Source organism: Bacillus sp. AM 13(2015) (assembly GCF_001518755.1).
Lineage (GTDB): Bacteria > Bacillota > Bacilli > Bacillales > Bacillaceae > Bacillus > Bacillus safensis.
On sequence record NZ_LKCP01000092.1, the window covers coordinates 1 to 25,282 of the forward strand.

The 25,282-nt window shown below is 38.3% G+C and carries 26 protein-coding genes, 1 tRNA gene and 2 pseudogenes; 19 read left to right on the plus strand and 10 right to left on the minus strand.

What is annotated here, in order from left to right:
* The first annotated feature begins 77 nt into the window (after positions 1–77).
* From AOQ70_RS18125 to AOQ70_RS18135, 3 genes are all read left to right on the plus strand, one after another.
* Complete coding sequence (locus tag AOQ70_RS18125) at positions 78–1,196, plus strand: methionine biosynthesis PLP-dependent protein (RefSeq protein WP_059377818.1); 1,119 nt, start codon at positions 78–80, stop codon at positions 1,194–1,196.
* Positions 1,193–2,371: a cystathionine beta-lyase gene (gene metC / locus AOQ70_RS18130; RefSeq protein WP_039177864.1), complete on the plus strand. Its 1,179-nt coding sequence runs from the start codon at positions 1,193–1,195 to the stop codon at positions 2,369–2,371. The genes AOQ70_RS18125 and metC overlap by 4 nt, the downstream gene beginning before the upstream one ends.
* 132 nt (positions 2,372–2,503) lie before the next feature.
* A tRNA-Val gene (locus tag AOQ70_RS18135) sits at positions 2,504–2,576 on the plus strand.
* Positions 2,577–2,832: 256 nt separating this feature from the next.
* Here AOQ70_RS18135 and AOQ70_RS18140 read toward each other — a convergent pair.
* The gene (locus tag AOQ70_RS18140) at positions 2,833–3,819 is read right to left on the minus strand and encodes a YhdH/YhfP family quinone oxidoreductase (RefSeq protein ID WP_059377820.1); all 987 of its coding nucleotides are present in this window, start codon (positions 3,817–3,819) and stop codon (positions 2,833–2,835) included.
* A gap of 112 nt (positions 3,820–3,931) precedes the next feature.
* Between AOQ70_RS18140 and AOQ70_RS18145 the strand changes: the two genes are divergently transcribed.
* Both AOQ70_RS18145 and AOQ70_RS19480 read left to right on the plus strand, forming a co-directional pair.
* Positions 3,932–4,351 carry a MarR family winged helix-turn-helix transcriptional regulator gene (locus tag AOQ70_RS18145; protein ID WP_059377823.1) on the plus strand — a complete coding sequence of 140 codons (420 nt, stop codon included), beginning with the start codon at positions 3,932–3,934 and terminating at the stop codon, positions 4,349–4,351.
* Positions 4,352–4,533: 182 nt separating this feature from the next.
* Positions 4,534–4,695 (plus strand): annotated as a pseudogene (locus AOQ70_RS19480) (porphobilinogen synthase); the annotation flags it as partial.
* A gap of 196 nt (positions 4,696–4,891) precedes the next feature.
* On the opposite strand, the gene AOQ70_RS18150 reads toward AOQ70_RS19480, so the two are convergent.
* Both AOQ70_RS18150 and AOQ70_RS18155 read right to left on the minus strand, forming a co-directional pair.
* Complete coding sequence (locus AOQ70_RS18150; RefSeq protein WP_059377826.1) at positions 4,892–5,833, minus strand: acetyl-CoA carboxylase carboxyltransferase subunit alpha; 942 nt, start codon at positions 5,831–5,833, stop codon at positions 4,892–4,894.
* Positions 5,834–5,865: 32 nt separating this feature from the next.
* On the minus strand, positions 5,866–6,312 hold the full coding sequence (locus AOQ70_RS18155; protein ID WP_059377829.1) for a MarR family winged helix-turn-helix transcriptional regulator: 447 nt from the start codon (positions 6,310–6,312) through the stop codon (positions 5,866–5,868).
* Between the two features lie 446 nt (positions 6,313–6,758).
* On the opposite strand from AOQ70_RS18155, the gene hag reads away from it, so the two are divergent.
* Positions 6,759–7,730: a flagellin Hag gene (gene hag / locus AOQ70_RS18160; RefSeq protein WP_058838866.1), complete on the plus strand. Its 972-nt coding sequence runs from the start codon at positions 6,759–6,761 to the stop codon at positions 7,728–7,730.
* A 240-nt stretch (positions 7,731–7,970) separates the two neighbouring features.
* On the opposite strand, the gene AOQ70_RS18165 is transcribed toward hag, so the two are convergent.
* A complete protein-coding gene (locus AOQ70_RS18165; protein WP_059377832.1) occupies positions 7,971–8,159 on the minus strand; it encodes a hypothetical protein in 189 nt (62 codons plus the stop codon).
* 331 nt (positions 8,160–8,490) lie between these two features.
* Here AOQ70_RS18165 and AOQ70_RS18170 point away from each other — a divergent pair, with 331 nt between their 5' ends.
* Positions 8,491–8,832, plus strand: a complete 342-nt coding sequence (locus tag AOQ70_RS18170; RefSeq protein WP_059377834.1) for a SunI/YnzG family protein — start codon at positions 8,491–8,493, stop codon at positions 8,830–8,832.
* A 214-nt stretch (positions 8,833–9,046) separates the two neighbouring features.
* Complete coding sequence (gene catA, locus AOQ70_RS18175; RefSeq protein WP_059377836.1) at positions 9,047–9,709, plus strand: type A chloramphenicol O-acetyltransferase; 663 nt, start codon at positions 9,047–9,049, stop codon at positions 9,707–9,709.
* Between the two features lie 334 nt (positions 9,710–10,043).
* On the opposite strand, the gene AOQ70_RS18180 is transcribed toward catA, so the two are convergent.
* The gene (locus tag AOQ70_RS18180; protein ID WP_047202764.1) at positions 10,044–10,700 is read right to left on the minus strand and encodes a TetR/AcrR family transcriptional regulator; all 657 of its coding nucleotides are present in this window, start codon (positions 10,698–10,700) and stop codon (positions 10,044–10,046) included.
* A 73-nt stretch (positions 10,701–10,773) separates the two neighbouring features.
* Positions 10,774–11,592: an oxidoreductase gene (locus AOQ70_RS18185; RefSeq protein WP_047202763.1), complete on the minus strand. Its 819-nt coding sequence runs from the start codon at positions 11,590–11,592 to the stop codon at positions 10,774–10,776.
* Positions 11,593–11,811: 219 nt separating this feature from the next.
* On the opposite strand from AOQ70_RS18185, the gene AOQ70_RS18190 reads away from it, so the two are divergent.
* Positions 11,812–12,642 carry an SMI1/KNR4 family protein gene (locus tag AOQ70_RS18190; RefSeq protein WP_059377837.1) on the plus strand — a complete coding sequence of 277 codons (831 nt, stop codon included), beginning with the start codon at positions 11,812–11,814 and terminating at the stop codon, positions 12,640–12,642.
* Between the two features lie 168 nt (positions 12,643–12,810).
* Positions 12,811–13,335 (plus strand): DinB family protein, encoded by a 525-nt coding sequence (locus AOQ70_RS18195; protein ID WP_058838871.1) that lies wholly within the window; start codon positions 12,811–12,813, stop codon positions 13,333–13,335.
* A gap of 4 nt (positions 13,336–13,339) precedes the next feature.
* On the opposite strand, the gene AOQ70_RS18200 is transcribed toward AOQ70_RS18195, so the two are convergent.
* Together AOQ70_RS18200 and AOQ70_RS18205 are read right to left on the minus strand one after the other, a co-directional pair.
* A complete protein-coding gene (locus AOQ70_RS18200; protein ID WP_039177895.1) occupies positions 13,340–13,903 on the minus strand; it encodes a GNAT family N-acetyltransferase in 564 nt (187 codons plus the stop codon).
* 16 nt (positions 13,904–13,919) lie between these two features.
* Positions 13,920–14,810 carry a LysR family transcriptional regulator gene (locus AOQ70_RS18205; protein ID WP_231730908.1) on the minus strand — a complete coding sequence of 297 codons (891 nt, stop codon included), beginning with the start codon at positions 14,808–14,810 and terminating at the stop codon, positions 13,920–13,922.
* A gap of 121 nt (positions 14,811–14,931) precedes the next feature.
* On the opposite strand from AOQ70_RS18205, the gene AOQ70_RS18210 reads away from it, so the two are divergent.
* Positions 14,932–16,089, plus strand: coding sequence for an MFS transporter (locus AOQ70_RS18210; RefSeq protein ID WP_059377839.1), 1,158 nt, complete (start codon positions 14,932–14,934; stop codon positions 16,087–16,089).
* 109 nt (positions 16,090–16,198) lie between these two features.
* Here the strand turns inward: AOQ70_RS18210 and lpdA are convergent, their stop codons facing one another.
* Positions 16,199–17,593, minus strand: coding sequence for a dihydrolipoyl dehydrogenase (gene lpdA / locus AOQ70_RS18215; RefSeq protein WP_059377842.1), 1,395 nt, complete (start codon positions 17,591–17,593; stop codon positions 16,199–16,201).
* 164 nt (positions 17,594–17,757) lie between these two features.
* On the opposite strand from lpdA, the gene AOQ70_RS18220 reads away from it, so the two are divergent.
* The 4 genes and pseudogenes from AOQ70_RS18220 to AOQ70_RS18235 all read left to right on the plus strand — a co-directional run bounded on the left by AOQ70_RS18220 (position 17,758) and on the right by AOQ70_RS18235 (position 20,858).
* Complete coding sequence (locus AOQ70_RS18220; RefSeq protein WP_059377844.1) at positions 17,758–18,327, plus strand: TetR/AcrR family transcriptional regulator; 570 nt, start codon at positions 17,758–17,760, stop codon at positions 18,325–18,327.
* A 31-nt stretch (positions 18,328–18,358) separates the two neighbouring features.
* Positions 18,359–18,778: a GNAT family N-acetyltransferase gene (locus tag AOQ70_RS18225; RefSeq protein ID WP_059377846.1), complete on the plus strand. Its 420-nt coding sequence runs from the start codon at positions 18,359–18,361 to the stop codon at positions 18,776–18,778.
* A gap of 129 nt (positions 18,779–18,907) precedes the next feature.
* Positions 18,908–20,040, plus strand: a pseudogene (locus AOQ70_RS18230) (response regulator aspartate phosphatase).
* A 368-nt stretch (positions 20,041–20,408) separates the two neighbouring features.
* On the plus strand, positions 20,409–20,858 hold the full coding sequence (locus tag AOQ70_RS18235) for a GyrI-like domain-containing protein (protein ID WP_059377848.1): 450 nt from the start codon (positions 20,409–20,411) through the stop codon (positions 20,856–20,858).
* A 46-nt stretch (positions 20,859–20,904) separates the two neighbouring features.
* Here AOQ70_RS18235 and AOQ70_RS18240 read toward each other — a convergent pair whose 3' ends face one another.
* Complete coding sequence (locus AOQ70_RS18240; RefSeq protein ID WP_156417754.1) at positions 20,905–21,261, minus strand: YunG family protein; 357 nt, start codon at positions 21,259–21,261, stop codon at positions 20,905–20,907.
* 143 nt (positions 21,262–21,404) lie between these two features.
* Between AOQ70_RS18240 and AOQ70_RS18245 the strand changes: the two genes are divergently transcribed.
* From AOQ70_RS18245 to AOQ70_RS19485, 4 genes are all read left to right on the plus strand, one after another.
* The gene (locus AOQ70_RS18245; protein WP_059377852.1) at positions 21,405–22,016 is read left to right on the plus strand and encodes a hypothetical protein; all 612 of its coding nucleotides are present in this window, start codon (positions 21,405–21,407) and stop codon (positions 22,014–22,016) included.
* A gap of 181 nt (positions 22,017–22,197) precedes the next feature.
* On the plus strand, positions 22,198–23,379 hold the full coding sequence (gene alr, locus AOQ70_RS18250; RefSeq protein ID WP_058838879.1) for an alanine racemase: 1,182 nt from the start codon (positions 22,198–22,200) through the stop codon (positions 23,377–23,379).
* Positions 23,380–23,481: 102 nt separating this feature from the next.
* Positions 23,482–24,909, plus strand: coding sequence for a Kelch repeat-containing protein (locus AOQ70_RS18255; RefSeq protein WP_059377853.1), 1,428 nt, complete (start codon positions 23,482–23,484; stop codon positions 24,907–24,909).
* A 232-nt stretch (positions 24,910–25,141) separates the two neighbouring features.
* Positions 25,142–25,282, plus strand: a 141-nt coding sequence (locus tag AOQ70_RS19485; protein WP_442854382.1) for a flagellin N-terminal helical domain-containing protein, incomplete at its 3' end; no start/stop codon positions are given.

Consider the following 25,282-nt stretch of genomic DNA (forward strand, 5'->3'; position numbering starts at 1 on the left):
AAAACAGAAAACCCCTTCTTCATAAGAAGAAGGGGTTTTCTGTTTTGAAATCAGATTTTTACTTAGGATGGTGTCAAATGACAGAACATGTGGAAACGAAATTAGCGCAGATTGGAAACCGTAGCGAAGAGGTGACTGGCACTGTCAGTCCTCCCGTTTACCTTTCGACAGCATACAGACATAGAGGTATAGGGGAATCTACAGGATTTGATTATATTCGAACGAAAAACCCAACAAGACAGCTCGTAGAGGATGCCATTGCTTCACTCGAAGAAGGGACGGCCGGTTTTGCCTTCAGTTCGGGAATGGCGGCGATTCAAACGATCATGGCTCTATTTGAAAGCGGAGATGAACTCATCGTCTCATCAGACCTATATGGCGGTACATACCGTTTGTTTGAAAACGAATGGAAAAAGTACGGCTTACGTTTTCTTTATGATGATTTTGCAGATGAAGACTGTTTACGCTCTAAAATTACGCCAAACACAAAAGCGGTCTTTATTGAAACACCGACAAATCCATTGATGCAGGAAGCAGATATTCAAAAAATAGCGAAGATTGCAAAAGAATATGGCGCTTTGGTCATTGTCGATAACACCTTTTACACACCAGTCTTGCAAAAGCCAATTACGCTTGGAGCGGACATTGTCATTCATAGCGCAACCAAATATTTAGGCGGACATAATGATGTTCTTGCAGGGCTTGTGGTGACAAAAGGAGAGCAGCTGTCTGAAGACATGTTCCAGCATCAAAACGCGATTGGAGCGGTTCTATCACCATTTGACTCATGGCTTTTAATGAGAGGAATGAAAACACTGGCTCTTAGAATGCGCCAGCACGAGGCAAATGCGAAGGAGCTGGCACAGTTTTTAGAGAAGCAGCCAGAAATTCAAGATGTGCTTTATCCAGGAAAGGGAGGCATGCTGTCTTTCCGAGTAGCCAAAGAGGACTGGGTTAATCCATTTTTAAAGCAGCTGAAAACGATTTGTTTTGCTGAAAGCCTTGGTGGAGTCGAAAGCTTCATTACGTATCCTGCAACGCAAACGCACATGGATATCCCAGAAGAAATTCGCATTGCAAACGGTGTATGTAACAAGCTGCTCCGTTTCTCTGTTGGCATCGAGCATGTAGATGACCTGAAAGCAGACCTGAAACAGGCACTATCACAAGTAAAAGAGGAGGTACACGCCAAATGACCACACACGATTGGACACTCGAAACACAACTCGTTCATAATGCGTTTAAAACAGACCGTTCAACAGGTGCAGTCAGTGTACCGATTCAGCATGCATCCACCTTTCATCAAAGCAGCTTCGATGAATTTGGTCAATATGACTACTCGAGATCGGGGACTCCGACACGTCAAGCATTAGAGGATACGATTGCGGCGCTGGAAGGAGGAACGAGAGGGCTTGCCTTTGCATCAGGCATGGCAGCCATTTCGACCGCTTTTCTTCTCTTATCAAAGGGAGATCACGTCCTTGTCACAAGAGATGTGTATGGCGGGACTTTCCGAATGATCACTCAAGTTCTGTCGAGATTTGGAATTGAGCATACCTTTGTGGATATGACGGATTTGAATGAAGTCAAAAGAGGCATTCAATCAAATACAAAGGTCATTTACATGGAAACACCGTCAAATCCAACACTAGGCATTACAGATATTGAAGGTGTCGTACAGATTGCGAAAGAGCATGACTGTTTGACTTTCTTAGATAATACGTTTTTAACGCCTGCTCTTCAGCGCCCGCTGGACCTTGGTGTGGATGTTGTTCTGCATAGTGCAACGAAATTTTTAAGCGGCCATAGTGATGTGCTGTCAGGCTTAGCCGTGGTAAAAGATGAGAAGCTGGGAGAGGAACTCTATTCACTGCAAAACTCCTTCGGTGCGGTTCTTGGCGTGCAGGATTGCTGGCTCGTGTTAAGAGGGTTAAAAACCCTTCAGGTCAGATTAGAAAAAGCTAGTCAAACGGCCTTCGAGCTAGCTTCATTTCTTAAAGAACATCCTGCGGTGAAAAAAGTATACTATCCAGGCTTAGATGATCACCCAGGTGCAGATATTCAGCGAAAGCAGGCAAGCGGAGCAGGAGCGGTTCTCTCATTTGAACTAGAAAACCAAGCGGCAGTCAAAGAATTGGTGGATGCCGTCACATTACCTGTATTCGCCGTCAGCCTCGGCGCCGTCGAATCGATTTTGTCATATCCAGCCAAAATGTCACATGCGGCTATGCCAAAAGAAGAAAGAGAAAAAAGAGGGATTACAGATGGGCTGCTTCGTTTAAGTGTCGGAGTTGAAAACGGAGAAGACCTCAAACGTGACTTCAAACAAGCACTCGATCAACTAAAGCCTGTTCTTGTGAACCAATCATAAAGAAGGAGAGAAAAAAGCCGGCACAGCCGCCGGCTTTTTGACCTTTTTTAAACAAAACCATTGACGCTTTATTATTATGGTTATATAATAGAGACTGTCAGTAACAGAAAGCCCAGAACTGATACATAACCCGATTCCGTAGCTCAGCTGGGAGAGCGCTACCTTGACAGGGTAGAGGTCGCTGGTTCGAGCCCAGTCGGAATCATCGTTGAAACCCTTGCGTAGCAAGGGTTTTTTGTATTTTGCAGGTTGTTTCTTTTTAGGTTAAAACGATTAAAGTGTTCTGCGGTGTTAAATTCTAATTTGTTTGTGACATGATGATAAATATCTGAGGGTATTTTAGCACTAGCATGTCCTGCTCTTTTTTGAATAGATGTACCCCACCTGTTTGGGATGGGGTATCTGCATCAATACATTCAATATTTGTATGGTGTAATTTAAATAAATAAAGTTCGTTTATCTTAATATTTAATAATGGTTCTTCCTAAATGTTGGCCATTTTTAATGGCTTCAATTTTTTCAGGTAACGTATCGAGCGTAATCTCATTGACTAGAGTCGTTTGGGAGATATTCCATTCGTTTGCTATCTCGTTCCAAATTACTTTGCGTTTATTGATTGGTACATTTACAGAATCGATCCCTAGAAGGTTGATCCCTCTTAGAATAAAAGGTAACACAGTTGTTGTTAATTTAATTCCGCCTGCATTCCCGCACATGCTCATGCTTCCACCATAAGAAATTTGAGGAATGATCACAGAAGCCACATCTCCTCCTACGGTATCTAAGACGAAGTCAAATTTTTGCTTGTTCAATGGTTTTTTTAGTTCTCCTAATTCGTTTGCAAAAATGATATCAGCTGCTCCTAAAGATTTTGCTATATCAACTTGATTATCCTTACGCACTAAAGCAAAAATATTGTTGTACCCAATTTTAGATAATAATTGTATAGCAATGCTACCAACTCCACCAGTTGACCCTGTAACGAGTATATTAGGTTGTTTTTTCGTACTCATACCATTTTCCTGTAAAGCCATGATAGAAAGAGCTGCGGTAAAGCCTGCTGTTCCAAAAATCATTGCTTCTTTTAAAGTCAAGTTATTTGGCAAAGGAACAATCCAATCCGCAGGTACTCTAGCATATTCAGAAAAACCTCCAGTGTGGCTCATGCCCATAGCGAAACCTGTGACAATCACTTGTTGACCCTCTACGAAACGATGATCTGTTGTATGAACGATAGTCCCACTTAGATCAATTCCAGGAATCATTGGATAGTTACGAATAACACCTCCATTTTTTTGAACAGCCAGCATATCTTTATAATTGATTGAAGAATATGCTACTTTAATTAATACTTCTCCTTCAGATAAATCATTAACACTTACATTTTGAAGATCATAACTAACTTGATCATTTTTTTCTGTAACTAGAATCGCTTTAAATGAATCCATTGTGTATCTTCCTCTCTGAAAATATATTATAACAAAATATTTCTGTTACAAAAGTATTTCAATTAAAAAACTACCATGATATTATAGGTGAAGTCAATGTGGGGGAGATAAAATGGAATTATCAGAGTGCATAAATTTTTTACTAAGTGTTAGTCAAAATAAAGTGTTCAAGTACTTTAGTAAACTTTTAGAGGAAAGTGATTTGACACCCGCTCAATATGGTGTGTTGAACTGTCTATGGAGAGAGGGCCAGCTATCTCCTAAACAAATTGGAGAACTTGTATATTTAGAAGCCTCAACCGTTTCTGGAATATTAGATAAAATGCAAAAAGCTGACTTAATTGAACGCACAATAGATCCAAACAATCGAAGAAATATTTTAGTAGAGGCTACTCAAAAATCTTTAGTCATTAGAGATCAAGTTGAAGCAGCAACAATTGAGCTTAACAAGACAGCGCTTCAAAACTTGTCAAAAGATGATAAGGTTGTACTAAAGAAAGCATTAAGTACCATTATAAATAATTTTCAATGATGTACTTTTATAAACAAGTTTCATATTAAATCGATAACTATCACAAGGCTCCTTTACAGGAGCTTTTTTCAGTTTCTTTTCGGTGCTTTGTAAATCCTTGGATGTGATAATAAATGTAATATTAAGTTTTTTATGGAAATTAGGTAAGGGATGGACAAAATTCTTTCTTCAGTGGAGAAGATTCAATGTTGATGGCAGCTATTCAGAATGGTTGGCTTGGTGCAAATGTTGTAATTGAAGAATCATTAATGTCATTCAAACGCGCCAGATGCGATGGCATTTTGACTTATTTTGCTTTAGATATGGCTCGGCGACTGAGAGATGGAGAATCTCAAAACATATAGGCAAAATGAAAACAGACCATGCAGGGTCTGTTTTTTTATGAGGAATTATTTGAGGACCTTCAGAAAAAGTATTGATGGAAGAAATCCTTTTTCATACCAATCACACATCTTTTAATAGTATCAGTATATTCAGTTTAAGAGGTTACTTACAAAATATTTAGAACTATCTTGTAAGAATCCTCCTAAATGTAATACTTTAAATATTTTCTATTTGTCTATACTTTTCATTTCGCTGTTGTATAAGCTCTTCTGAGGATAATGGTATCAATTTTTTTAGAGATGATTCGATGACAGATTCAATCATTTGTGCCTGTGATTTTATATCATTTTGTGCTCCACCTTTTATTTCAGGGATGATTTCATCAATAATTCCTAAATGCTTTAAATCTTTTGCTGAAATTTTCATATGTTCAGCAGCTTCTGGAGCATACTTAGCGTCCTTCCATAGGATAGATGCTGCTCCTTCTGGCGAAATTACTGAGTACCATGAATACTCTAACATATGGATATGGTTACCGACACTAATGCCAAGAGCTCCACCACTTGATGCCTCTCCAATTACAATACAAACAATTGGCACTTTAAGTGTAGCCATTTCCAATAGATTTCGAGCTATCGCTTCAGAAATTCCACGTTCTTCAGACCCTTTCCCTGGATAGGCGCCTATAGTATCAATAAATGTAATAATAGGGCGATTAAATTTATCAGCTTGTTTCATCAGTCTTAGCGCTTTTCTATATCCTTCTGGATGAGCCATTCCAAAATTTCTTTCTATATTTTCCTTTGTACTTCTACCTCTTTGATGACCTATAACCGTAACGGGCATTCCTTTAAATTTTGCAATACCACCTATCATTGCTTTATCATCACCATATAATCGATCACCATGAAGTTCGAAAAAATTTGTAAACAATAAAGGTATATAATCCAATGTCGTGGGCCGGTTACGTAGCCTTGCAATTTGAACTCGTTGAAAAGCTGTAAGATTAGAATAAACTTCATCTTGCATTTTATTTAAACGTTTTTCTAATAAATGAATTTCTGACGATAAATCTACATTATTTTCTTTCATCATTTTCTTTAATTCATCAAATTTCTCTTTTAGTTCAATAATAGGACGTTCAAAATCCAAACTCATTTTATCCTCCAAAGGTTATGATTTACCTCACTCTAATCAAAAGACTTAGAAATAGAATCATTAAATAATTCAAAACCATCCACAACTATTTTTTGTTCTGATTCTGATAAATTATTAAGGATACGTTGATAAAATGTAAGGGATTGTTCTCTTAAGCGATTAACAGTAATGTGCCCTTTTTCTGTGAGGTGCAGAAAAAGTTCTCTTCTATTTTTTTCATTTACTTCACGATAAACAAGCCCCATTTTTACTAACTTATCTACCAACCTACTTACAGTTGAAGTCTCTAATCTAAGTTTATTGGATAGTTGCCAAACAGTTAGTTTTTCCATCTCTAGTTCCTCTAACGCCATCATTTGAGAAGTTGGTAGAGGTTTTTCAAATGGTCCATTCGGCAAATTTTGAGATTCGAAAACCCCAGTTAATATAATCATTTTCTTAATATCTGTTCTTAGTTTTAAGGCATCTTCTCTTTTCAAAAGGTCAACCTCCTACAATTCATGCATCATACATCAATTGTATTATACATCAATGTGATTTTTTCACAAGCTTAACATAAGCCAATATGACAACATGGACGAGATATTTCTTCTTGTTAAATGTGTCTAATTTGTGAATTTAACAAATTCCACAAACTAAAATATATGGAAGTTCAGTCTATAGTAGGTAACATAATACTCATTGTTATGGCGGGTATCTAGTCTCGTAAAAGTGACAAGACTAATCATTTTGAATGAATAGAAGGAGGTTTCATGATTATTGCCATAACTGATGTTACATACGGTAGTAAGTAAGAGAGCCAAAAGGTGCTCTGCGTTACTACTATACACATGCCTTAGAAATCGAAAATTCTAAGGAAGAGCTTTCATCTAAATGGACTTTACAGATAAGCTCTCTAAAAAAAATTACACGGAGGTAATAGGAAATGAGAATTAACCACAATATCGCAGCACTTAACACATTAAACCGTTTATCTGCAAACAACGGTGCAAGCCAAAAGAACATGGAGAAACTTTCTTCTGGTCTTAAAATCAACCGTGCAGGAGATGACGCAGCAGGTCTTGCAATCTCTGAAAAAATGCGTGGACAAATCCGAGGATTAGAAATGGCGTCTAAAAACGCACAAGACGGTATCTCTCTTATCCAAACAGCTGAAGGTGCATTGACTGAAACTCACTCCATCCTTCAACGTGTTCGTGAACTAGTCGTTCAAGCTGGAAATACTGGTACACAGCAAGGTGAAGACTTAGCTGCAATTAAAGATGAGATCACAGCGCTTGTTGAAGAGGTCGATGGTATTTCTAATCGTACTGAGTTTAACGGAAAAAAATTATTAAATGGTACGTTTAATGGAGTAGGTACACCTGGCACACCAGCAACTCCGCCGACAGATCCAGATGATCCAAGTACAGGTACACCTGCAGTCCCAGCAACTCCTGGTGATGCTTTAGTATTCCAAATTGGTGCAAATGCTACACAACAAATTAAAGTCAACATTCAAGATATGAGCGCTGCTGCTTTAGGCGTTACAGACGCAGATGGTGCAGTTGAGACAGGTAAGTCTGTTAAAGACATCGATGTTTCTAAATTTGAAACAATTGCAGCTGATGACGATGGTGGATTTGATGATCAGTTAGCAATCGTTGATGGAGCTATTAAACAAGTTTCTGCACAACGTGCTAAACTTGGTGCAGTTCAAAATCGTCTAGAGCACACAATCAACAACCTTGGTGCATCTTCTGAAAACTTAACGGCTGCTGAGTCTCGTATCCGTGACGTTGACATGGCAAAAGAAATGAGTGAGTTCACGAAGAACAACATTCTTTCTCAAGCGTCTCAAGCAATGCTTGCACAAGCGAATCAACAGCCACAAAACGTACTTCAATTATTACGTTAATAAACCAAAAGCCCCTATATAAAGGGGCTTTTTTGTTTGTCTTTATTCGCTTAGATGTCTTATTTTATAGATCGTTCTAAAAATCGTTCTAAAAGACGCTTCAACGCCAATGAATACGACAAATAATAATACTATCCAACTAACCAAATATTCGAGAGTGGCTTTTGTATTTCTCAGTGTTAGTCATTATCCTGTTTTTAACAAACAGGGAGCTACATAAAGCAGCTCCCTGACAAGTAATCAATCTTTCTTTTTTTTGTAGTCTTTTATTAAGCTTGAAACAGTTAAACCCATTACACCAAAAGCTACTACATAAAATAAAATATTTGTTACAGGTGTATCAATTTTTCCTAAAATCAACACAATAGCGATAATAGCGGCGGGTAAAGTAATTAACAAACCTTTGGATGCCTTATTTTCCTGTGTCACTAGCCGAGCACCTCCTTGAGGAATTACACGAACAAAGGTCGTTCGCAACAAACTAAAACAATTGATTTCTTTACTAAAAGTAAGATGAACATATATAGATGCTTTTTTATAAGTTTTACATTGGTAAAATAGTGAGAAGTATCTCAGTCATTCTTTCCAATATAGAGGAGGGGGAATCGCAGTTAACTTATACAAATGTATAAACAGCACTTCATAGAACTTGCCTTACTAGGGTGAATTAAAACATATATAATCCTTCTATTAAAGTTGTTGGTTTTAAAAAGTAAAAAACATGGTAAAATTAGATAAAAGTATAAGAAAGAGTGATTCTATGGAATATGTAATTATGTTAATCTTTTTATTAGCACTTTTCTTTATATTTACTGTTTTCCTAAAAACCCGTTACAGTTTTGGTGAAAAATACTTAGTCTTAAAATTTGGTTTATCTAAAACAGAAATACCAATTGATCAAATCGTTAGTATTAAAGAGTCGGACAAGTATGGAGTTGAAGATAATATTGATTATAGAATTGGTGCTCCATATGGTCAACCAGATAGAATCGTTATTGAAACTATGAATAAGCGTTTTCTAGTTTTTTTAAATGAAGGTCATCATTTTCTTCAAAATTATAAAAAAGCTAGTGCTAGAATAAAAGATAAGTACCTTCTATGATATAAGGTGCTTTTTTATTCGAGTTCCACTTCTTTAGATATACTAATAGAATGAATACTTCAATACTTCAGCCAAGCTGACTTACGAAGAGTTGTATCGTAGGCTAAGTGATAGACTGAAATATAATATATCTCTTGAAAGGATGATTGTGGTGGTGAAAACAGATAAAGTCTCCTCCTGAATACAGTAAATCACATTCAGGAGGAGATAAAAAATGTTTAAAAAAATAGATGAAAATTATCCGAGAAAAGAGCACTTTCATCATTATATGAAGGTAACCCGATGCTCATATAGCCTAGTTATCGATTTAGATATCACGAAATTGCATTCAATATTAAAAGAAAAAAAGCTAAAAGTATATCCTGTGCAAATTTATTTGTTAGCAAGAGCTGTGCAAAAAATACCGGAGTTTCGGATGGATCTAGTGAACGATGAACTTGGTCACTGGGATCTTCTCCATCCTAGTTATACGATTCTAAATAAAGAAACAAAGACATTTTCAAGTATTTGGACGCCTTATGACGAAAATTTTGCTCGGTTTTATAGAAGCTGTGTAGCTGACATTGAAGCTTATAGTGAAAGTAACAAACTATTTCCGAAACCTCATATGCCAGAAAATATGTTCAATATTTCAAGCCTGCCTTGGATTGATTTTACTTCTTTTGACCTTAATGTATCTACAGATGAAACTTATTTGCTGCCGATATTTACGTTAGGCAAATTTAAGGTGAAAGAAGGAAAAATCATCTTGCCAGTCGCCATTCAAGTACATCATGCTGTTTGTGACGGCTATCATGCCGGTCAATATGTAGAATATTTGAGATGGCTTATAGAACATTGTGAAGAGTGGTTAGACGATTCATTGGGTAAGTCCTGAATGTCAGGAGTGATTTGCAAGAGGTTTAAGCAGACTTTAACGAGTCTGCTTATTTGTTGTGTAATGAAGGAGCTATTAGTTTGCAAACAAGGCAATCATGTTTTGTTTCTCAATTATTTTTGCGGTTTCTTTTTGGCGTTTTGTAAAAATGAACTACAAAAATCATGTCGAAACACGACGATGATTGATTGAGGCACAGCATCTCAAAATGTGTAAAACATATGAAAACAGACCTTAAGGAGGTCTGTTTTCATATTGGAATCTGTCGAAAGCATCATTAACATAGGGAAGAAGTAAGTGTTGTATTCATTTTTGTTGTGCACAACAATCTATGTTAAGCCTCAAGGTTGTGTAAATAACCATCAAGATAAAAAGACATTGTATTCATCACATCTGTTTTAAAATCTCGTTTAAATTCATGCATATTATGATTTTCAATAATAGTGATGACTTCATCTGGTAAGGTGGCAGTGAGTTTGCATCCAGTGATAATGGCTGCTTCAGCTTGAAAAATATCCATCACTTGCGCCTCATTGATCACATCATTTGAACAAAGTAAGTCTGTCATTTCCTTTAGCTTTTTAAATAACAACATTTTTGACTGAAGCATACCATCAGAGTCGACGTTTCTTTCCAAAACAGAAGTGCGAATTGCTTCTAATCTAATGTATATAGGGTTTTTATCAATAATTTCTTCCAATTCCTTCAGAAAAAGATGTTTGATATCCTGAAGGCTTTTGATCTGTGTTTCAGAAATAATTTCAATGAAGCGTTCTAGTCTCTTTATATATTCCCGGCATAATAGTTGGAAGAACAGAGCTTCTTTCGTTTTGAAATAAACAAACAGTATGCCCTTTGATAGCTTCGTTTCTTTGGCGATATCTGACATTTTGATTTGGTTATATTCATGTGTCTCAAAAAGCTCTGCTGCTTTATCTAAAATCGCTTGAGCTCTTAGAGCCTTTGCTTCATCTGTCATCGCTCTTTTCATTATTTTTCAACCTCCATTTCAAAGGTAATTTTGATTTGGAGTCAGACAAAGAGATATATAAGGAAGCATGTCATTAGCTGAATCTTTTAATGATCTTGTCAAACGTACGATCACCTAGAAGATTTTTCATGAACACCATAGGTTTAGCACCAAACCCAACCAAATAGCGCGTTTTAGGTTTCGTTACAGTGACAGCTTTCACAATCGTATTTGCAATGACTTCTGGTTTTGTTAAACTACTTCCTGAATAAGTTTTTACCATGTTATCTGCTGACTTGTTGGCAGCTTCTTTATAAGCTCCTTTTGCAGATGCAGTTCTTAGATTTTCTGCTGCAATGACGCCCCACTCGGTTGCAATTCCTCCAGGCTCAACCACAATGACATCAATACCAAATGGTTCAACTTCTAACCGTAAGCAATCAGAAAAACCTTCTACTGCAAATTTGGTGGCGTGGTACCATGCACCAAATGATGTCCACACTTTTCCGCCCATAGAAGAAATATTAACGATCTTACCATAGTTGTTTTTTCTCATACTAGGCAGAACAAGCTGCGTCATTCTGGCAAGACCAAACACGTTCACTTCTACTTGTCTTCGCGCTTCTTCCATAGATACATCTTCAACCGCACCATATGAGCCGTAGCCCGCATTATTGACAAGCACGTCGATTCTTCCTTCTTTGTCCAAAATCTCACGTACACAGTTTACCATAGACTCTTCGTCAGTGACATCAAGTGAAATGGTGTTAATTCCTTGAGAGATGAGGTCTTCCATCATTTCTTTTCGACGTGCAGCACCATAAACAATGAAACCTTTCTTATATAATTCAATTGCTGTGGACTTTCCAATACCTGCTGATGCACCTGTGATAAGAGCGACTTTTTTACTCATTTGTTCTTCCTCCTTTTTTGACCACTGGTCAATTATATATGACTTGTGGTCAATTATAAGTGACCGAAAGTCAATTGTAAAGAAGGATTTATTAATATGTTTTATCATTTTTTAAAATATTGAGTTTATAAGTTCCTTTGTATAGATATTTGGCGGTGTTCCATCACTTTAAAATATTAATGTTATACTTACCTCAATAGATATAGGGAGGCATCCACTTTGAAGCCATTTTGGGAGAAAGAAGAAGAGAGTCCTTTCACTTTAGAAAAGATAGATGAGAAAAAAATTCGTGAAGCAGAGGCGAGACTTGGTGTCACTTTACCTGTTACATATAAAAAGCTCGTTTTAGAATGGAACGGTGGTTTTACAGTTCGTAATGCTTTTCCAACCGAAAATCCGAATTCTTGGGCAGATGATCATGTTCAATTTGACCATCTAAGAGGAATCGCCAAAGATGATGGCATCATGAATAGTTCCCAGTTAAGTGATGAATTGGAGCTGCCGGAGGGGCTTGTGATCATCAGCGGAGAAGAAGATACATGGATCGCAATGGATTATCGAGAAACGAAGGAACATCCTCCTATTCACTATTTTGATTTAGAGATGGGAGTCGATTTTAAGCTGGCAGATACTTTCGATGATTTTATTGAGCAGTTATATACAGCTGAAGATGCGATGATCGAGGTAGTAGAGATTGAGGAGGAATCTTCTGAATTATATATAAGTAGAGAAGAGCTTGAACTCATATTTGAGAGAGGAGACCTTCGTCAGCAGAACCTCTTTAAAATGGCACATTATCCAATGGAAGACATTGAAGAGATTGAATGGTTTTTCGATCGTATGAAAAAATGCATCAAACAGATAAAAGATCAGAATGTTTTGTATGAAGCGGCCACGACGGTTCACTCCATTCTTTTGTTAAATCCAGATATGCCGAGGAATGACCGTATCAATCAAGAGCTGCAAGAAATTGCTGAGTTTCTAGAAAAGAGTGGAGAGTCTCTTATCGTCCTTTTGGGAGAAGACATTCATCCAGTGAAAAAACGATAGTGAAAGAATAAAAGTCCTTAAAAGGCAATTAGCCAGCATTATAGAAAAGTTCTATTTGAAGGTTGATCAAAAACGCTTTTTATTTTCTTCTTTATCTGTCTTGAGGTATGAGTTACAATCTATCCAAAATCCATTAAAATAAAGAAAAACTGATAAAGGAGCAACCACATGAATTTTAATTTAAATGAAGCTTTGGATATGTTGAGTCGAACTCCTCACACGTTAGAAAGTCTTTTGTCGGGTTTATCGAAGGATTGGCTTCACAGCCGTGAAGGGGAGGGGACGTGGAATCCAGTTGAAGTCATTGAACATTTGATTGAAGCAGAGAAATTCAACTGGATTCCTCGATTAAATGTGATTCTTGCTGATGGAGAGAATACACCATTTCCTGCGTTTGACCGCTACTCTCATTTGAACCAATCTGAAAGACAGATAGAACAAGCATTATCTGAGTTTCATCATATGCGGATGGAGAATGTGGTATACATTCAGCGTATGACACATTCAGGCCTTGATTTAGAAAAAAAGGGCGTTCACCCGGAGTTTGGAGTCGTGAAAGTGAGCGAATTACTTTCTGCGTGGGTTGTCCATGACTTCACACATATGTCCCAGATTGTTCGGGTCATGGCGGAACGATATCGAACCGATGTGGGCCCGTGGAGCGCTTATTTAGGGATTTTGAATAGGAAATAAATGTTTAATGGTGCTTGGCGGCCCACTCAGATTGAAGCATGGCATATTGATATTCATCGACCCAATGTCCCTTCGACATATAATTTTGCAGCAAATGTCCTTCGCGTCTCATTTCTAAACGTTCCAGCACTCGAATGGATTTTTCGTTGCGCACATCTGTAAAGGCAATGATTTTATGTTTGTTTAGTGTTATAAAGATATATTCGAAAATTGCACTCAGAGCTTCATGAATATAGCCCATTCCTTGGTATTCAGGCGCGAGTGTAAAACCTATTTCAACAATTCTCGGCTCACTGTCAAGTGTATGAATGGCGCAATCTCCTATCAGCTGATTGGATTCAGATAAGGCAATAGCGTATTGAAACCACGTCCCCGGTTGATTAGGTTTTTGTGTCATTTGATGTTGAACAAATGATTCAGCATCTTCGTACGTGTAGTTTTCCCAAGATTGAAATTTTGCAATAGAGGGATTTGCTCGGTATTGATAAAATGCTTCAATATCCTGCCTGTCAAATTGGCGAATAACAACCCGGTTTGTTCTTGTAAATATGCTGTTTGCATTCTTCATGTGTTAACCTCACTTTTTAGTTTGTTCTTGATTTGAAAAAGTCTATCAGCCATTCAGATAGCTGCTGTTGTGCTTTGCTGACAAATCGATCTGCATAATAAATTAATTCCAAGTGCCGGACAGGTGCTGGCTCAGCAATAGGAATCGAAACAATATTGGACCACGTCGAATGTTGTTTTAGTAATCCTCTTGGCTGAATGGTTGCACCGATCCCGGCTTCAACCAGCTGCAATAGCGAAAATGCGGATCCAACCTCCATGGCAGTGTCTAGTTCAACACCCTGTTCTTTACATACGTCATCTACTAAATCCCTTCCTAGATATCCCTTCGGATACATGACCAACGCATGCTGAGTCAGCTCTTCTAATGTCACTTCACTCTTCTTAGCTAAATCACTTTCTGAATGAACAAATAATTCGTAAGGCTCACTTCCAAGTGGAATTTGAACGAGCCGCTTATCCGCAGGCCCTCGCAGCCCGATGCCGAGATCTACTTTATGCGAAAGGACTTCTTCACGCACGAAGATATTTGAATATGCCTTCAGATTGGTTTCGGGGTAAAGTGTTTTAAATTCTACAAAAAGTGGCACTAGCTGAAAATCAAGATCGGAGGGGAGTACTGCGAGACGAACGGTTCCTCGTTTTTCCGATAATAGTTCTTTCATCGCATTTTTTGCATCTCTTTCAGCTTGAAGCATTTTCATGCCATATTGATAAAGCAGCGAACCGGCTTCGGTAGCCACGACTTTTTTACCGATTCGATCAAAGAGCGGCATCCCAACTTCTGCTTCAAGCAGTCGAATTTGCTGGCTAAGTGTCGGCTGTGAAATGCCTAGCTCCTCAGCAGCCTTTGTAAAATGCAAATGATGATATACAGCCATAAAATAGGTAATATGCCGGGTATCCATTTGTCCTCCTTTCATAAATGATAGCCTTTTCCTATCATCATAATACGATTTATTGTATTGATCAATGGATGCAGCAGTTTTATACTCAAAGTAACCTTAACGAGATGAAAGAAGGGTATTGATGAAAAAAATATATTATTTAGCCGCTTTATTTTTAGCAGCATTAAACTTACGTCCAATCATTACGTCCGTGGCTTCCATGATGAGCATGATTCAATCAGAGCTTGGTGTAAACGCACTGACAGCAAGTCTTTTGACCACTTTGCCTGTCCTTTGTATGGGGGTATTTGCTCCTGTTGCGACGATACTCAGCCGGCGTTTTGGTTTAGAAAGAACGCTGTTTTTCTCAATTCTTCTTATCACGATTGCCACCGCACTACGTGGTACAAGCCAATCGGTTGCTATCCTGCTCATGACTGCGTTCGCAGGAGGGGTAGGGATTAGCTTTGCGGGTCCTTTATTGTCTAGTTTTATTAAAAAATATTTCCCGAGAAATCCTGGTATTGTTAGTGTGTATTCAATTTCGATGACAATAGGTGCAGCGCTCGCTTCCGGCTTCACCATTCCGATTTATCTACGCAGTCAGCATCACCTTACGTTAGCTTTGTCCTGCTGGGCGATTCTAGGGGTGATTGCCCTTATTCTATGGGTCGGTTTAGTTCGCAAAAATGAGCAAAGTGATCATGTAACCTTGCCGTTAAAATTGCCGCTGAGAAACAAAAAGGCGATTCAATTCACTTTGTTCTTTGGCTTTATGTCTAGTATGTTTTATTCTTTGACGGCATGGATTTCACCAATTGCTCTTAGCTTTGGAAACAGTCCGCAATATGCTGCCATGCTGCTGACCATATTTACACTTATTCAGATTCCGGTGGCACTACTTGTTCCAGCGGTCGTTACTCGATTAGGAAAACCGAAATTATTTCTCATCTTATGCAGTCTGTCTGAACTCATTGGCCTTATCTTTCTTCTTCTGCCAATGCCGATCTTGCCAGCCGTCATTTTCCTAGGGATGGGTGCAGGTGGATTATTTCCTTTAGCGCTTATGCTCCCGATTATGGAGACGAATACTCCAGAGGAAGCCGGAACCTGGTCAGCGATGTCGCAGATGGGCGGGTACATTGTAGGTGGATTCGGTCCATTTTTCATTGGCTTGGTTTTCGATCTAAGCGGACATTTTTATGCTTCTATTGTGGCAATGGTTGTCATCGTCATGCTGATGATTGGCGTTCAGTTATCCATGAATCTTGGTAAAAAACGCGAAGTGGGATCCAACTAAAGATCAATTGATCGGCGCTTTTATATCATTGCACAATGGAAACCGCCATAGCTATTCCTAATTAAATAGGCTATGGCGGTTATTTTTTTAGAAGCTGCACATGAACGAATTATCTTGCAAGATATTTTTCAACTTTACGGGTAGCCATTTCTGCAGCTTCCATGATCATTTCACCTAATGTTGGGTGAGGATGAATCGTCATTGCTAAATCTTCTGCTGTAGCGCCAACTTCAATAGAGAGAGCTAGTTCTGATATAAGAGTAGATGCTTCAGTCCCTACGATTTGTGCCCCTAGAATAAGACCAGATTCAGCATGGGCTACAATCTTCACAAAACCTTCTGGTTCTTTTAATGCAAGCGCTCGGCCATTAATGGAGAACATTGCTTTCCCAATGACAGTCGGAATGGATTTTTGCTTGCAATCCGTTTCGCTTAGTCCAACACTCGTCAATTCTGGGCTGGAAAAAACAACAAGTGGGATCGCTTTATAGTCTATCATCGAAGGTTTACCAGCGATTGCTTCTGCTGCAACTTTTGCTTCATAGGAAGCTTTATGAGCCAAAGCAGGCCCCTCTGTGATATCACCAATCGCATATATGTGCGGGATGGATGTTTTGCATTGTTCATCAATTTCGATTCGTCCGTGAGAAGGAATAGACAACCCGATAGAATCAAGACCTAATGTTCCATCTGTATTCGGTTTTCTTCCGACAGTAATCAGTGCATATTCCGCTTTCACCGTGTAGCTTTCTTTCTGTTTCTCATAATGAAGGTCAATTCCGCTCATATGCTGCTCGGCATCTGTGACGTTTGCTCCTGTAATCAGTGTGATTTTATCTTCTTTCAATTGACGAACGACAGATGAGACAAGTTCACTTTCAAAGCCAGGTAATACTTGATTGCCGCCTTCCAAGATGGTGACATTTGTTCCAAACCTAGCAAACATCTGTCCTAATTCAACCCCAATATAACCACCCCCAACTACAACAAGGCTTTTAGGGATCTCGGGAAGGGATAGAGCTTCAGTGGAAGACAATATACGACCGCCGAAAGGGAGTGATTTAATTTCAATTGGACGGGAGCCGGTTGCTAGTATAAGTTGTTTGAAGTTGATTTGCTTTTCACCTTTTTCTGCATGTTGAATGACCGCTGTATGCTGATCGATCAAGCTTGCATCGCCTTCCAGTATGGTAACTCCCGCTGACTTTAACAAAAATTGTACGCCTCCCGCTTGTTTGTCCACAACCGCTTTTTTGAAATCTTGAGCTTCCTTGAAAGAGCCGCCTGATTGAAAACCACCCCATTGTGTGCGGAGCTTGAACCGCTCTGCTTCTGCTATTAGCGCCTTAGAAGGGATACAGCCTACATGGGTGCATACTCCACCTAACTGATCACGCTCTACAATCGCTGTCTTCATGCCGAGATGAGCTGAACGTAATGCCGCCACGTAGCCTCCCGGACCTGATCCAATTACTAATGTATCTACTGTGTCTAAATGAATCATTTCTTGCACCTCCAACTTCAAAATATGATGATCATAATATATTATAGTCATCATATTTTAATGAAGTCAATCCCATCTGAGTGTGGAAAGATGGATTTCAGTCAATTGACACAAGATAATATGATGAATATAATATTTTGATAAGAAGGAGGTTAGGTGGAGGGATGCCTTATCCAAAAGGTCATAAGTCAAAAGTGAGAGAGCAGATCATTGCAAGTGCTGCACGAGCATTTCGAACAAATGGCGTTCGTAATATCAGTTTGCCATTCATTATGAAAGGAGCAGGCCTAACTCATGGAGGGTTTTATGCTCACTTTAAGAACAAGGATCAGTTGGTGATAGAGGCTTTTCATTTTGCTATCACTGATACGATCAAGCTGCTGCAAAGTGTTGCAGACAAGAAAGCAGATCAGCCTCGAATTCAGACGATCATTGAATTCTATTTAAGTTCGGTTCACCGTGATCAGACGGAGGTCGGCTGTATACTGCCTGCGCTGTCAGGAGAAATTGCTCAATTATCGCAAGAGGTACGGAATGCTTATACCGATGAATTGAAACGATTTATGGAGTTTATAGCTGATGCTGGAAACATAGATCTCTCTACGAGTTACGCACTAGTAAGCAGCATGATTGGTACAATTGCTCTTGCACGTGCTGTCAATGATTCGCAGTTCAGTGATCAATTGTTACTGGCAGGCATAATACAGGCAAAACGCGTTCTAGAGGCGAATTAACATTCAAATAAAAAACATAGGGGATGTTACGATGTTGATTAGAGAAGCAAGCATAGAAGATTATCCAGAATTAAGACAAATCTATTTAGAATCCCGGCGCCAAAGCTTTCACTGGCTCAATCCAGAAGAACTCAATCTGCAAGATTTTGATCAAGATACGCAGGAAGAGCGAATTTTCTTAGCTGAGGAGAACAATAAAATCCTCGGATTCATTTCTCTATATGTACCCGATCGATTTATTCACCTCTTGTTTGTACATCCAGAAGCTGCGGGCCAAGGGGCTGGAGATCAGCTGCTCAAACAAGCGATAAAAGTTTTGGGAACACCGGTCACCCTCAAATGTGTCTCCGAAAATCACAAAGCTTTATCTTTTTATCAAAAAAGAGGCTGGAAGGCTGTTGTAGAAGAAGGAGAACCTGGGGCAGAATACTGGGTGCTTATTTATGAATAGAAGTCTTTTTATCTTATCATTCGCATGGCCCTTTATAGGGCTTTTTTGCGGTTTCTTTTCGGTGTCGAATGGTTCATAAAATGATAATATATGTCATTATAGGGAAAATAGAGGAAGGGGTAAGGGCTGATGGAGAAAGTGCTTTCTTCTCACGTCGGTTTGAAAATCAATGAATGGTATTATCATATTCAAAGATTTAACGTACCGGACGCCGAAGCATATAAAGAGGAAATCAAATCAATGCTTGATCATATGGAAGAAAATCAAGATTTATTATTGTATTTCTCACTCATGGAGTTCAGACATAAATTAATGCTTGATTACTTGAATCCTTTAGAAAATGGGAAAGAGCGGGCTAACTTCAAGGAACTCGCAATGAAGATCAAAAGGGACCAAGAGAAATTAACAGGATTGCTCGAGTATTACTTCAATTTTTTCTACGGCATGTATGAATTTGAAAACTATGAATACCTAAATGCGATTACCTTCTATAAACGGGCAGAAAAAAAGCTGTCTCTTGTCAGTGACGATATTGAACGGGCCGAGTTCAATTACAAGATGGCTGAAATCTATTACCACATGAAACAAACCCACATGTCCATGCACCATATCGCACAGGCGATAGAATGTTATCGAGAAAAAGATACATACACAGTAAGAGAAATACAATGTTCTTTTGTGATTGGATTAAACTACATAGATATGGCTGCCCCGAAAAAGCAATACCCCATTTTCAACACGCACTAGAAAAAGCCGCCGATAACTCAACAAAACGATTAAAAGGATCAGCACTCTATAATTTAGGGTTGAGTTATTTTCATCATAACGACCTTTCAATGGCAATTAAATATTTTAATGAATCTATTCATTCGTTTAAAGAACAAGGTTATGAGCATTTAAACAAAATTCTTGATCCGCTGGTCATGTTGACAAAATCATACTTTAAAAATGATCAGAGTGATTTAGGTTTATATGCATTAAACTATGGATTTGAATTAGCTGAAAAATTAAAGGATGATATTTTTATAAATACATTCATTATGTTGAAATCACTATATATAGATAACAATGTGAATCGTATAACAGAGTCAATGGCTTATTTGGAATCAAAGTCTTTTTTTGCAAATCTTGAAGATTTAGCGAAAGATGCAGCGAAGCATTATAATAAAGCAGGAGATATAGAACGCTCAAACGAATTTTACGAGAAGATTCTATATTTCCAACACCAAATTAAAAGGGGAGACTGTCTTTATGAAATTTAAGTCAGTAGCAACCGTATTTATAATTGTCAGTGTGTTAGGTGCTTTTAGCTATGTTTCGTCTAACGATATCCATAATGAAGCCCAAAGAGGACATACATCTAGTATCGGTTATTTTGCTTAAACTAAAAAAAGCCTTTTAAATGGCTTTTTTAGCTTCAATGTGCTAAGCCTTCAAAAAAATGAATAGTAATAGAAAGAGAGCGGCCTTTGTCCGTTCTTTTTTTAAAAGATTCAAATCTTGAAAAATATGTATTTTCCATCATACATTACATTATTTTTAATATCCTACTGCATTCTATTTTAAAGGATGTTACCGTTGTTTGTAAGGAATGATTGGCCAGTCTTCCAATACGAGTTGGAGGGAAATCATGAATTACAAAATTGAAATGATAACGAATATGAAAATGGTGTATATGAGAAATATAGGATCATATGGCAGCAAAGAGAATCTTGAGATGATGAAGAGATTTAAGAAATGGATCAAGCAATACCAATTAAATGATGAATTAAAGGAATATGGTATATATGGTGTTCCTCAAGATGTTCCTGGAAAAATTCCATCAGAAAAATGCAGATACGACCTCATGCTTATGACAAATAGAGATTTCACAAAGGATCAAATGGTTCAGACTGGTCATTTTGAAGGGGGAAAGTATGCTGTGTTTACAGTGACACATACAACCGAAAAAGTGAATTTATTTTGGAGACAATTGCCTCAAATGATCCAACACAATCAATTGAACACGCGTCAGGTACCTATTATGGAGAGATATAGAGAAGAAGAAGGCGTGTGTGAGTTCTTACTACCTATCTTTTAAACACTTTATCAAACTTCAATGAAAACAGACCTCTTATGGTCTGTTTTCATGAATATGATATGTGTAAATATTCTACGACTCGTTCCTTTAAATATCGATACTGATCCTCATTCGTATCTTGAAATGCTTCTTCTCGATTTGAAGGTACATCCATATAAACGATTTCCTCAGAGAATTGTGAAGAAGTAAAGTCGATTCTTGTTCCATTCACTACGTTATAAAAGTGCCATCCGTTGGGTAACGCGGTCTTGTTTATTTTCCCGCCTAAAAGATCATGGACGACTAAAGAAGTGACGCCACATTGTCCGTTGGCTGGGTTGTCTTTACTCCACTTTGAACTAGAGTGAGAGGACCAGGCTTTATAAAGAGCATCAATGATTCTGTCTGTCGTGTAGAGGTTCATCATAAAAATCCTTTCTATTTAAAGAATGAAATGAATGTAGTATCTGTTTAGTCTATAGTAGGTTTTTTCTCGATCAAAATCCAGATGCTATACTATGGCTAAACCAATATAACAATGAAGATTCATGACAGGAGGAGCTCGGTGTGGTATTCATCATAGGTATTGTAATTGCTTATATTGTTGCTATTTTAGGCTTTACTGTTTTCGTAGATGTAGGGAATGGGTTGGGGACGGCTCTCAGCATCATCGGGGGAATGGTCATTTTATTCATAGCTGGTAGATTACAAAGACAAAAAGAAAAGAATGATCCAAACATATTATTAGATAAGATGATGATGCTTTTTCAAGAAGACGGCTTTCAGGCTTCAACATACATCTTTTCACAAAATGTGGATAAAGGCTTTGCGATTGATGATGTGCGAAAGGTCATGCGCTTTATTACACATCAACCTGGCGGCTCATCTCGAAAATTCAGGTTTGAGGTTACTGAGCTTTCCATGAAAGAGTTGAAACAAGTTGACATGTTAGAAGATGGTGTGCCGATTGAACATTCTGTTGAGAGTGATAATAATGAAGAGATCTCGACACTTGAATTGAGATTAACTATGAATGATCAGGAATCATCAACGATCACGCTCACCTTTCTAAAATTTGATGTGCCTGTTAGTAAGAGCACCGCAGAATATTTGATTGAACGAGAAAATCTGGAGGAGATTTATCATGAAATTGATTCAATGATGAAATCTGAGGATTAATGAAATGACTGTTCATAAAGAAGAAATCACAGTTTGAGGTGGTTTCTTTTTTTATGTCAATCAAGTCAAAGCTGGTCCAGTCATTGCGGTTGAATGTTTTTCTCAAAAATGAATAAAGATAGACTAGATAAGAAACGAACATTGATATCGAAATGACTCATGTGATGAGGAGGAAACATACATGCAAAAGCTTTGCAGGGAAGTCTGGATCGAGGTCAATCTTGACGCGATTAAAAGAAATATCGAAGCCATTCAAGCGCATATTCCAAAGAAAAGTAAGATCATGGCTGTCGTGAAGGCGAATGCATATGGGCACGGTTCCGTGGAGGTTGCGCGGCAGGCATTAGAAAGCGGTGCGACAGAGCTTGCAGTTGCCAGCTTGGAAGAAGGCATTGTATTGCGGAGAGCAAAAATTGAAGCACCGATTCTCGTCCTTGGATTTACCCCACTCGACTGTGTGAAAAGGGCTGCAACCTGGAGAATTGACCTCTCCGGCCTTCGTGAAGACTGGATTGTTCAAGCAAATGAGATTTTAGCAGAAGAAGAAAGTCTGCCCCGGCTTGGGATTCATGTCAATGTCGATACGGGGATGGGACGATTAGGTGTACGGACAAAGGAAGAGCTGTTAGAGGTGGTGAGGGCGCTTGAAGAGAGTGAAAACCTGAGATGGGATGGAATATTTACGCATTTTTCCACGGCGGATGAGCCTGACCCTGATTTCACACTGCTTCAGCACAGCATTTTTATTGATTTTCTTCGTTTCTTAAAAAAACAAGGCATTACACTGCCTACGGTACATATGAACAATACAGCAGCTGCCATCGCGTTTCCTGAATTTAGTGCAGATATGATTCGGCTCGGCATCGGGCTATATGGACTGTACCCCTCGCAATACATTGAGAGTTTAGACGCTGTTAAGCTAGAGCCCGCTCTCAGTTTAAAAGCAAGGATTGCGTTCGTGAAGGAAATGGTGACAAAGCCAAGGACCGTCAGCTATGGGGCAACCTATGTAGCAAAGCCTGATGAAGTTATTGCGACCATACCGATTGGTTATGCAGATGGGTACTCACGAGCCTTATCAAATAGAGGATTTATGCTTTTCCGCGGAAAACGAATGCCGATTGCTGGCCGCGTCACCATGGATATGACGATGATCAGTTTAGGAGATATAAAAGCAAAACAAGGCGAGGAAGTCGTTATTTACGGCCGTCAAAAAGGCGGAGAAATTTCTGTCGATGAAATCGCCGAAATGCTCAATACGATCAACTACGAGGTTGTTGCCACCTTAAGCCGCCGCGTTCCTAGGTTTTATCGTCGAGGCGGGAAGATTATTAAAATATCGACGCCGGTGATGTATGTGTGAGGATTTCATCATAAAAATTGATTAATAATAACCTTTAATGATAAAAAAAGTAAAAATAAGGACGATAAAAGGAGGGAATGTCATGAACTGGAGGAAGAAAAAATGAAAAAAAGATTTTTACTATTTATCTTGGTACTTCTTTTAATAAGTACCATTAATCCATTCAAAGCGAATGCAGCTGAAAATTCAACTGGATGGACGAAACGAGCTGATTTACCAGAAGAACGTATTAATGCTAGTGTGGGAGTTGTTGATGGAAAGATTTATGTGTTTGGTGGAGCAAGTGAAAAAAGTAAATTAAACAACCAAACTTTTATGTATGACCCTAAGAAAGATGTTTGGGAAGAGAAAGCAAGTATGCCAAGATATAGAACAGGTGGAACATATGCTACTGTAGGTAAAAAAATCTATTTAATAGGCGGGATTAACGAAGATACTAAAGTAGCCTATAATACGATTGATATTTATGATGCAGAACTTGATCAGTGGGCTGAAGAACCGATTCAAATTCCAAGAGATCCTGTTTTTTCAACTTATAGCAAGGGAACTTTGTACGCAGTTGCAGTGAAAGAGAATATATATATTGTCTCTTCAAAAAACTCTTATAAAAATAATGTCTATCAATTCAATACTGCCACTGGTGAATGGAAGAGTTTGGACTCATCGGCTTTACCACCTCGAAATGGGAGAGCCATTTCTGCAATTGCCGGCAAAATATATGTTGCAGGTGGAGAAAATTCGATTGGGCATAGTAGAGAAAGATCTTTGTTCCAGTATGATATTTCAACAGATAAATGGAGTATATTAAAAGATAGTGACTTAACTTCATTTGTATTTGAACCAGCCTACGAAACATATAATGGGAAATTCTTTGTTATTGGTGGACAGCGGACTGGTGATCGTTCAAGTGAACTGCTGAATAAAGTTCAAATTTTCAATCCGAAAGATGGTCAATTTAAAAATTCAGCGTATGATTTACCAGAAGGTAGAGTATCAGCTGTCGCAGCAATTGTTGAGGATCAATTGTATGTCATTGGCGGACGTGACTACTCATATTATATGGGGAATTTTTCTGCAAAAAGTGATTACAAATCAGTGATTTCTATTCCATTAAGTGACTTGCAAATAACTGAAGATGAAGCAAAGCCAGATGAAGATGCAACAGAAGAACCAAAAGATCAGGACGGAACAAAACCTGGTGATGGATCCACGAAAGAACCGAAAGATCAAGACGGAACAAAACCTGGTGATGGGTCCACGGAAGAACCAAAAGATCAGGATGGAACAAAACCTGGAGAAGAAACTGCGAAAGGTATACTTTCTATAACCATGATCAATGGACTGCAAAAGGATTATCTGCTCTCAATGAAAGAAATCAACGATTTTCTTAACTGGTACAAAGAAAGAAGCTTTGGAATTGGTATGAACTTCTATGAAATCAATGATGAACACAATAAAGGTCCTTTCACAAGTAAGAAGGATTACGTTGTGTACCAAAATATCTTAATGTTTGATATCAAGCAATACTGATATTCAAAAACGATAGAGCTGCTGATAATAGATCAGCAGCTCTTATATTTGTAAAATTGTTAAAATTAGGATCAACGTCATGAAAAAATACGATATATTTTTTTTAAAATCTGCTAAACATCCTATAATCACATCCGATAATAGAATTGTCAGGGTTGATAAGCCCTAGAATAAAGGACTTTTTTCAGACAAGGACGTCTGTCAGGTCCCACATACATGGAGGTAATAGGAAATGAGAATTAACCACAATATCGCAGCACTTAACACATTAAACCGTTTGTCTGCAAACAACGGTGCGAGCCAAAAGAACATGGAGAAACTTTCTTCTGGTCTTAAAATCAACCGTGCAGGAGATGACGCAGCAGGTCTTGCA

Coding starts and splice junctions, on each gene's coding strand:
- AOQ70_RS18185 (WP_047202763.1), bottom strand. CDS start 11,592: ATGAGTAAAAAAGTCGCTCTTATCACAGGTGCATCAGCAGGTATTGGA.
- AOQ70_RS18235 (WP_059377848.1), top strand. CDS start 20,409: ATGAATTACAAAATTGAAATGATAACGAATATGAAAATGGTGTATATG.
- AOQ70_RS18195 (WP_058838871.1), top strand. CDS start 12,811: ATGAATTTTAATTTAAATGAAGCTTTGGATATGTTGAGTCGAACTCCT.
- AOQ70_RS18125 (WP_059377818.1), top strand. CDS start 78: ATGACAGAACATGTGGAAACGAAATTAGCGCAGATTGGAAACCGTAGC.
- metC (WP_039177864.1), top strand. CDS start 1,193: ATGACCACACACGATTGGACACTCGAAACACAACTCGTTCATAATGCG.
- AOQ70_RS18225 (WP_059377846.1), top strand. CDS start 18,359: ATGTTGATTAGAGAAGCAAGCATAGAAGATTATCCAGAATTAAGACAA.
- AOQ70_RS18145 (WP_059377823.1), top strand. CDS start 3,932: ATGGAATTATCAGAGTGCATAAATTTTTTACTAAGTGTTAGTCAAAAT.
- lpdA (WP_059377842.1), bottom strand. CDS start 17,593: ATGATTCATTTAGACACAGTAGATACATTAGTAATTGGATCAGGTCCG.
- AOQ70_RS18150 (WP_059377826.1), bottom strand. CDS start 5,833: ATGAGTTTGGATTTTGAACGTCCTATTATTGAACTAAAAGAGAAATTT.
- AOQ70_RS18240 (WP_156417754.1), bottom strand. CDS start 21,261: ATGAACCTCTACACGACAGACAGAATCATTGATGCTCTTTATAAAGCC.
- AOQ70_RS18210 (WP_059377839.1), top strand. CDS start 14,932: ATGAAAAAAATATATTATTTAGCCGCTTTATTTTTAGCAGCATTAAAC.
- alr (WP_058838879.1), top strand. CDS start 22,198: ATGCAAAAGCTTTGCAGGGAAGTCTGGATCGAGGTCAATCTTGACGCG.
- AOQ70_RS18180 (WP_047202764.1), bottom strand. CDS start 10,700: ATGAAAAGAGCGATGACAGATGAAGCAAAGGCTCTAAGAGCTCAAGCG.
- AOQ70_RS18205 (WP_231730908.1), bottom strand. CDS start 14,810: ATGGATACCCGGCATATTACCTATTTTATGGCTGTATATCATCATTTG.
- AOQ70_RS18220 (WP_059377844.1), top strand. CDS start 17,758: ATGCCTTATCCAAAAGGTCATAAGTCAAAAGTGAGAGAGCAGATCATT.
- AOQ70_RS18200 (WP_039177895.1), bottom strand. CDS start 13,903: ATGAAGAATGCAAACAGCATATTTACAAGAACAAACCGGGTTGTTATT.
- AOQ70_RS18170 (WP_059377834.1), top strand. CDS start 8,491: ATGGAATATGTAATTATGTTAATCTTTTTATTAGCACTTTTCTTTATA.
- hag (WP_058838866.1), top strand. CDS start 6,759: ATGAGAATTAACCACAATATCGCAGCACTTAACACATTAAACCGTTTA.
- AOQ70_RS18140 (WP_059377820.1), bottom strand. CDS start 3,819: ATGGATTCATTTAAAGCGATTCTAGTTACAGAAAAAAATGATCAAGTT.
- AOQ70_RS18255 (WP_059377853.1), top strand. CDS start 23,482: ATGAAAAAAAGATTTTTACTATTTATCTTGGTACTTCTTTTAATAAGT.
- catA (WP_059377836.1), top strand. CDS start 9,047: ATGTTTAAAAAAATAGATGAAAATTATCCGAGAAAAGAGCACTTTCAT.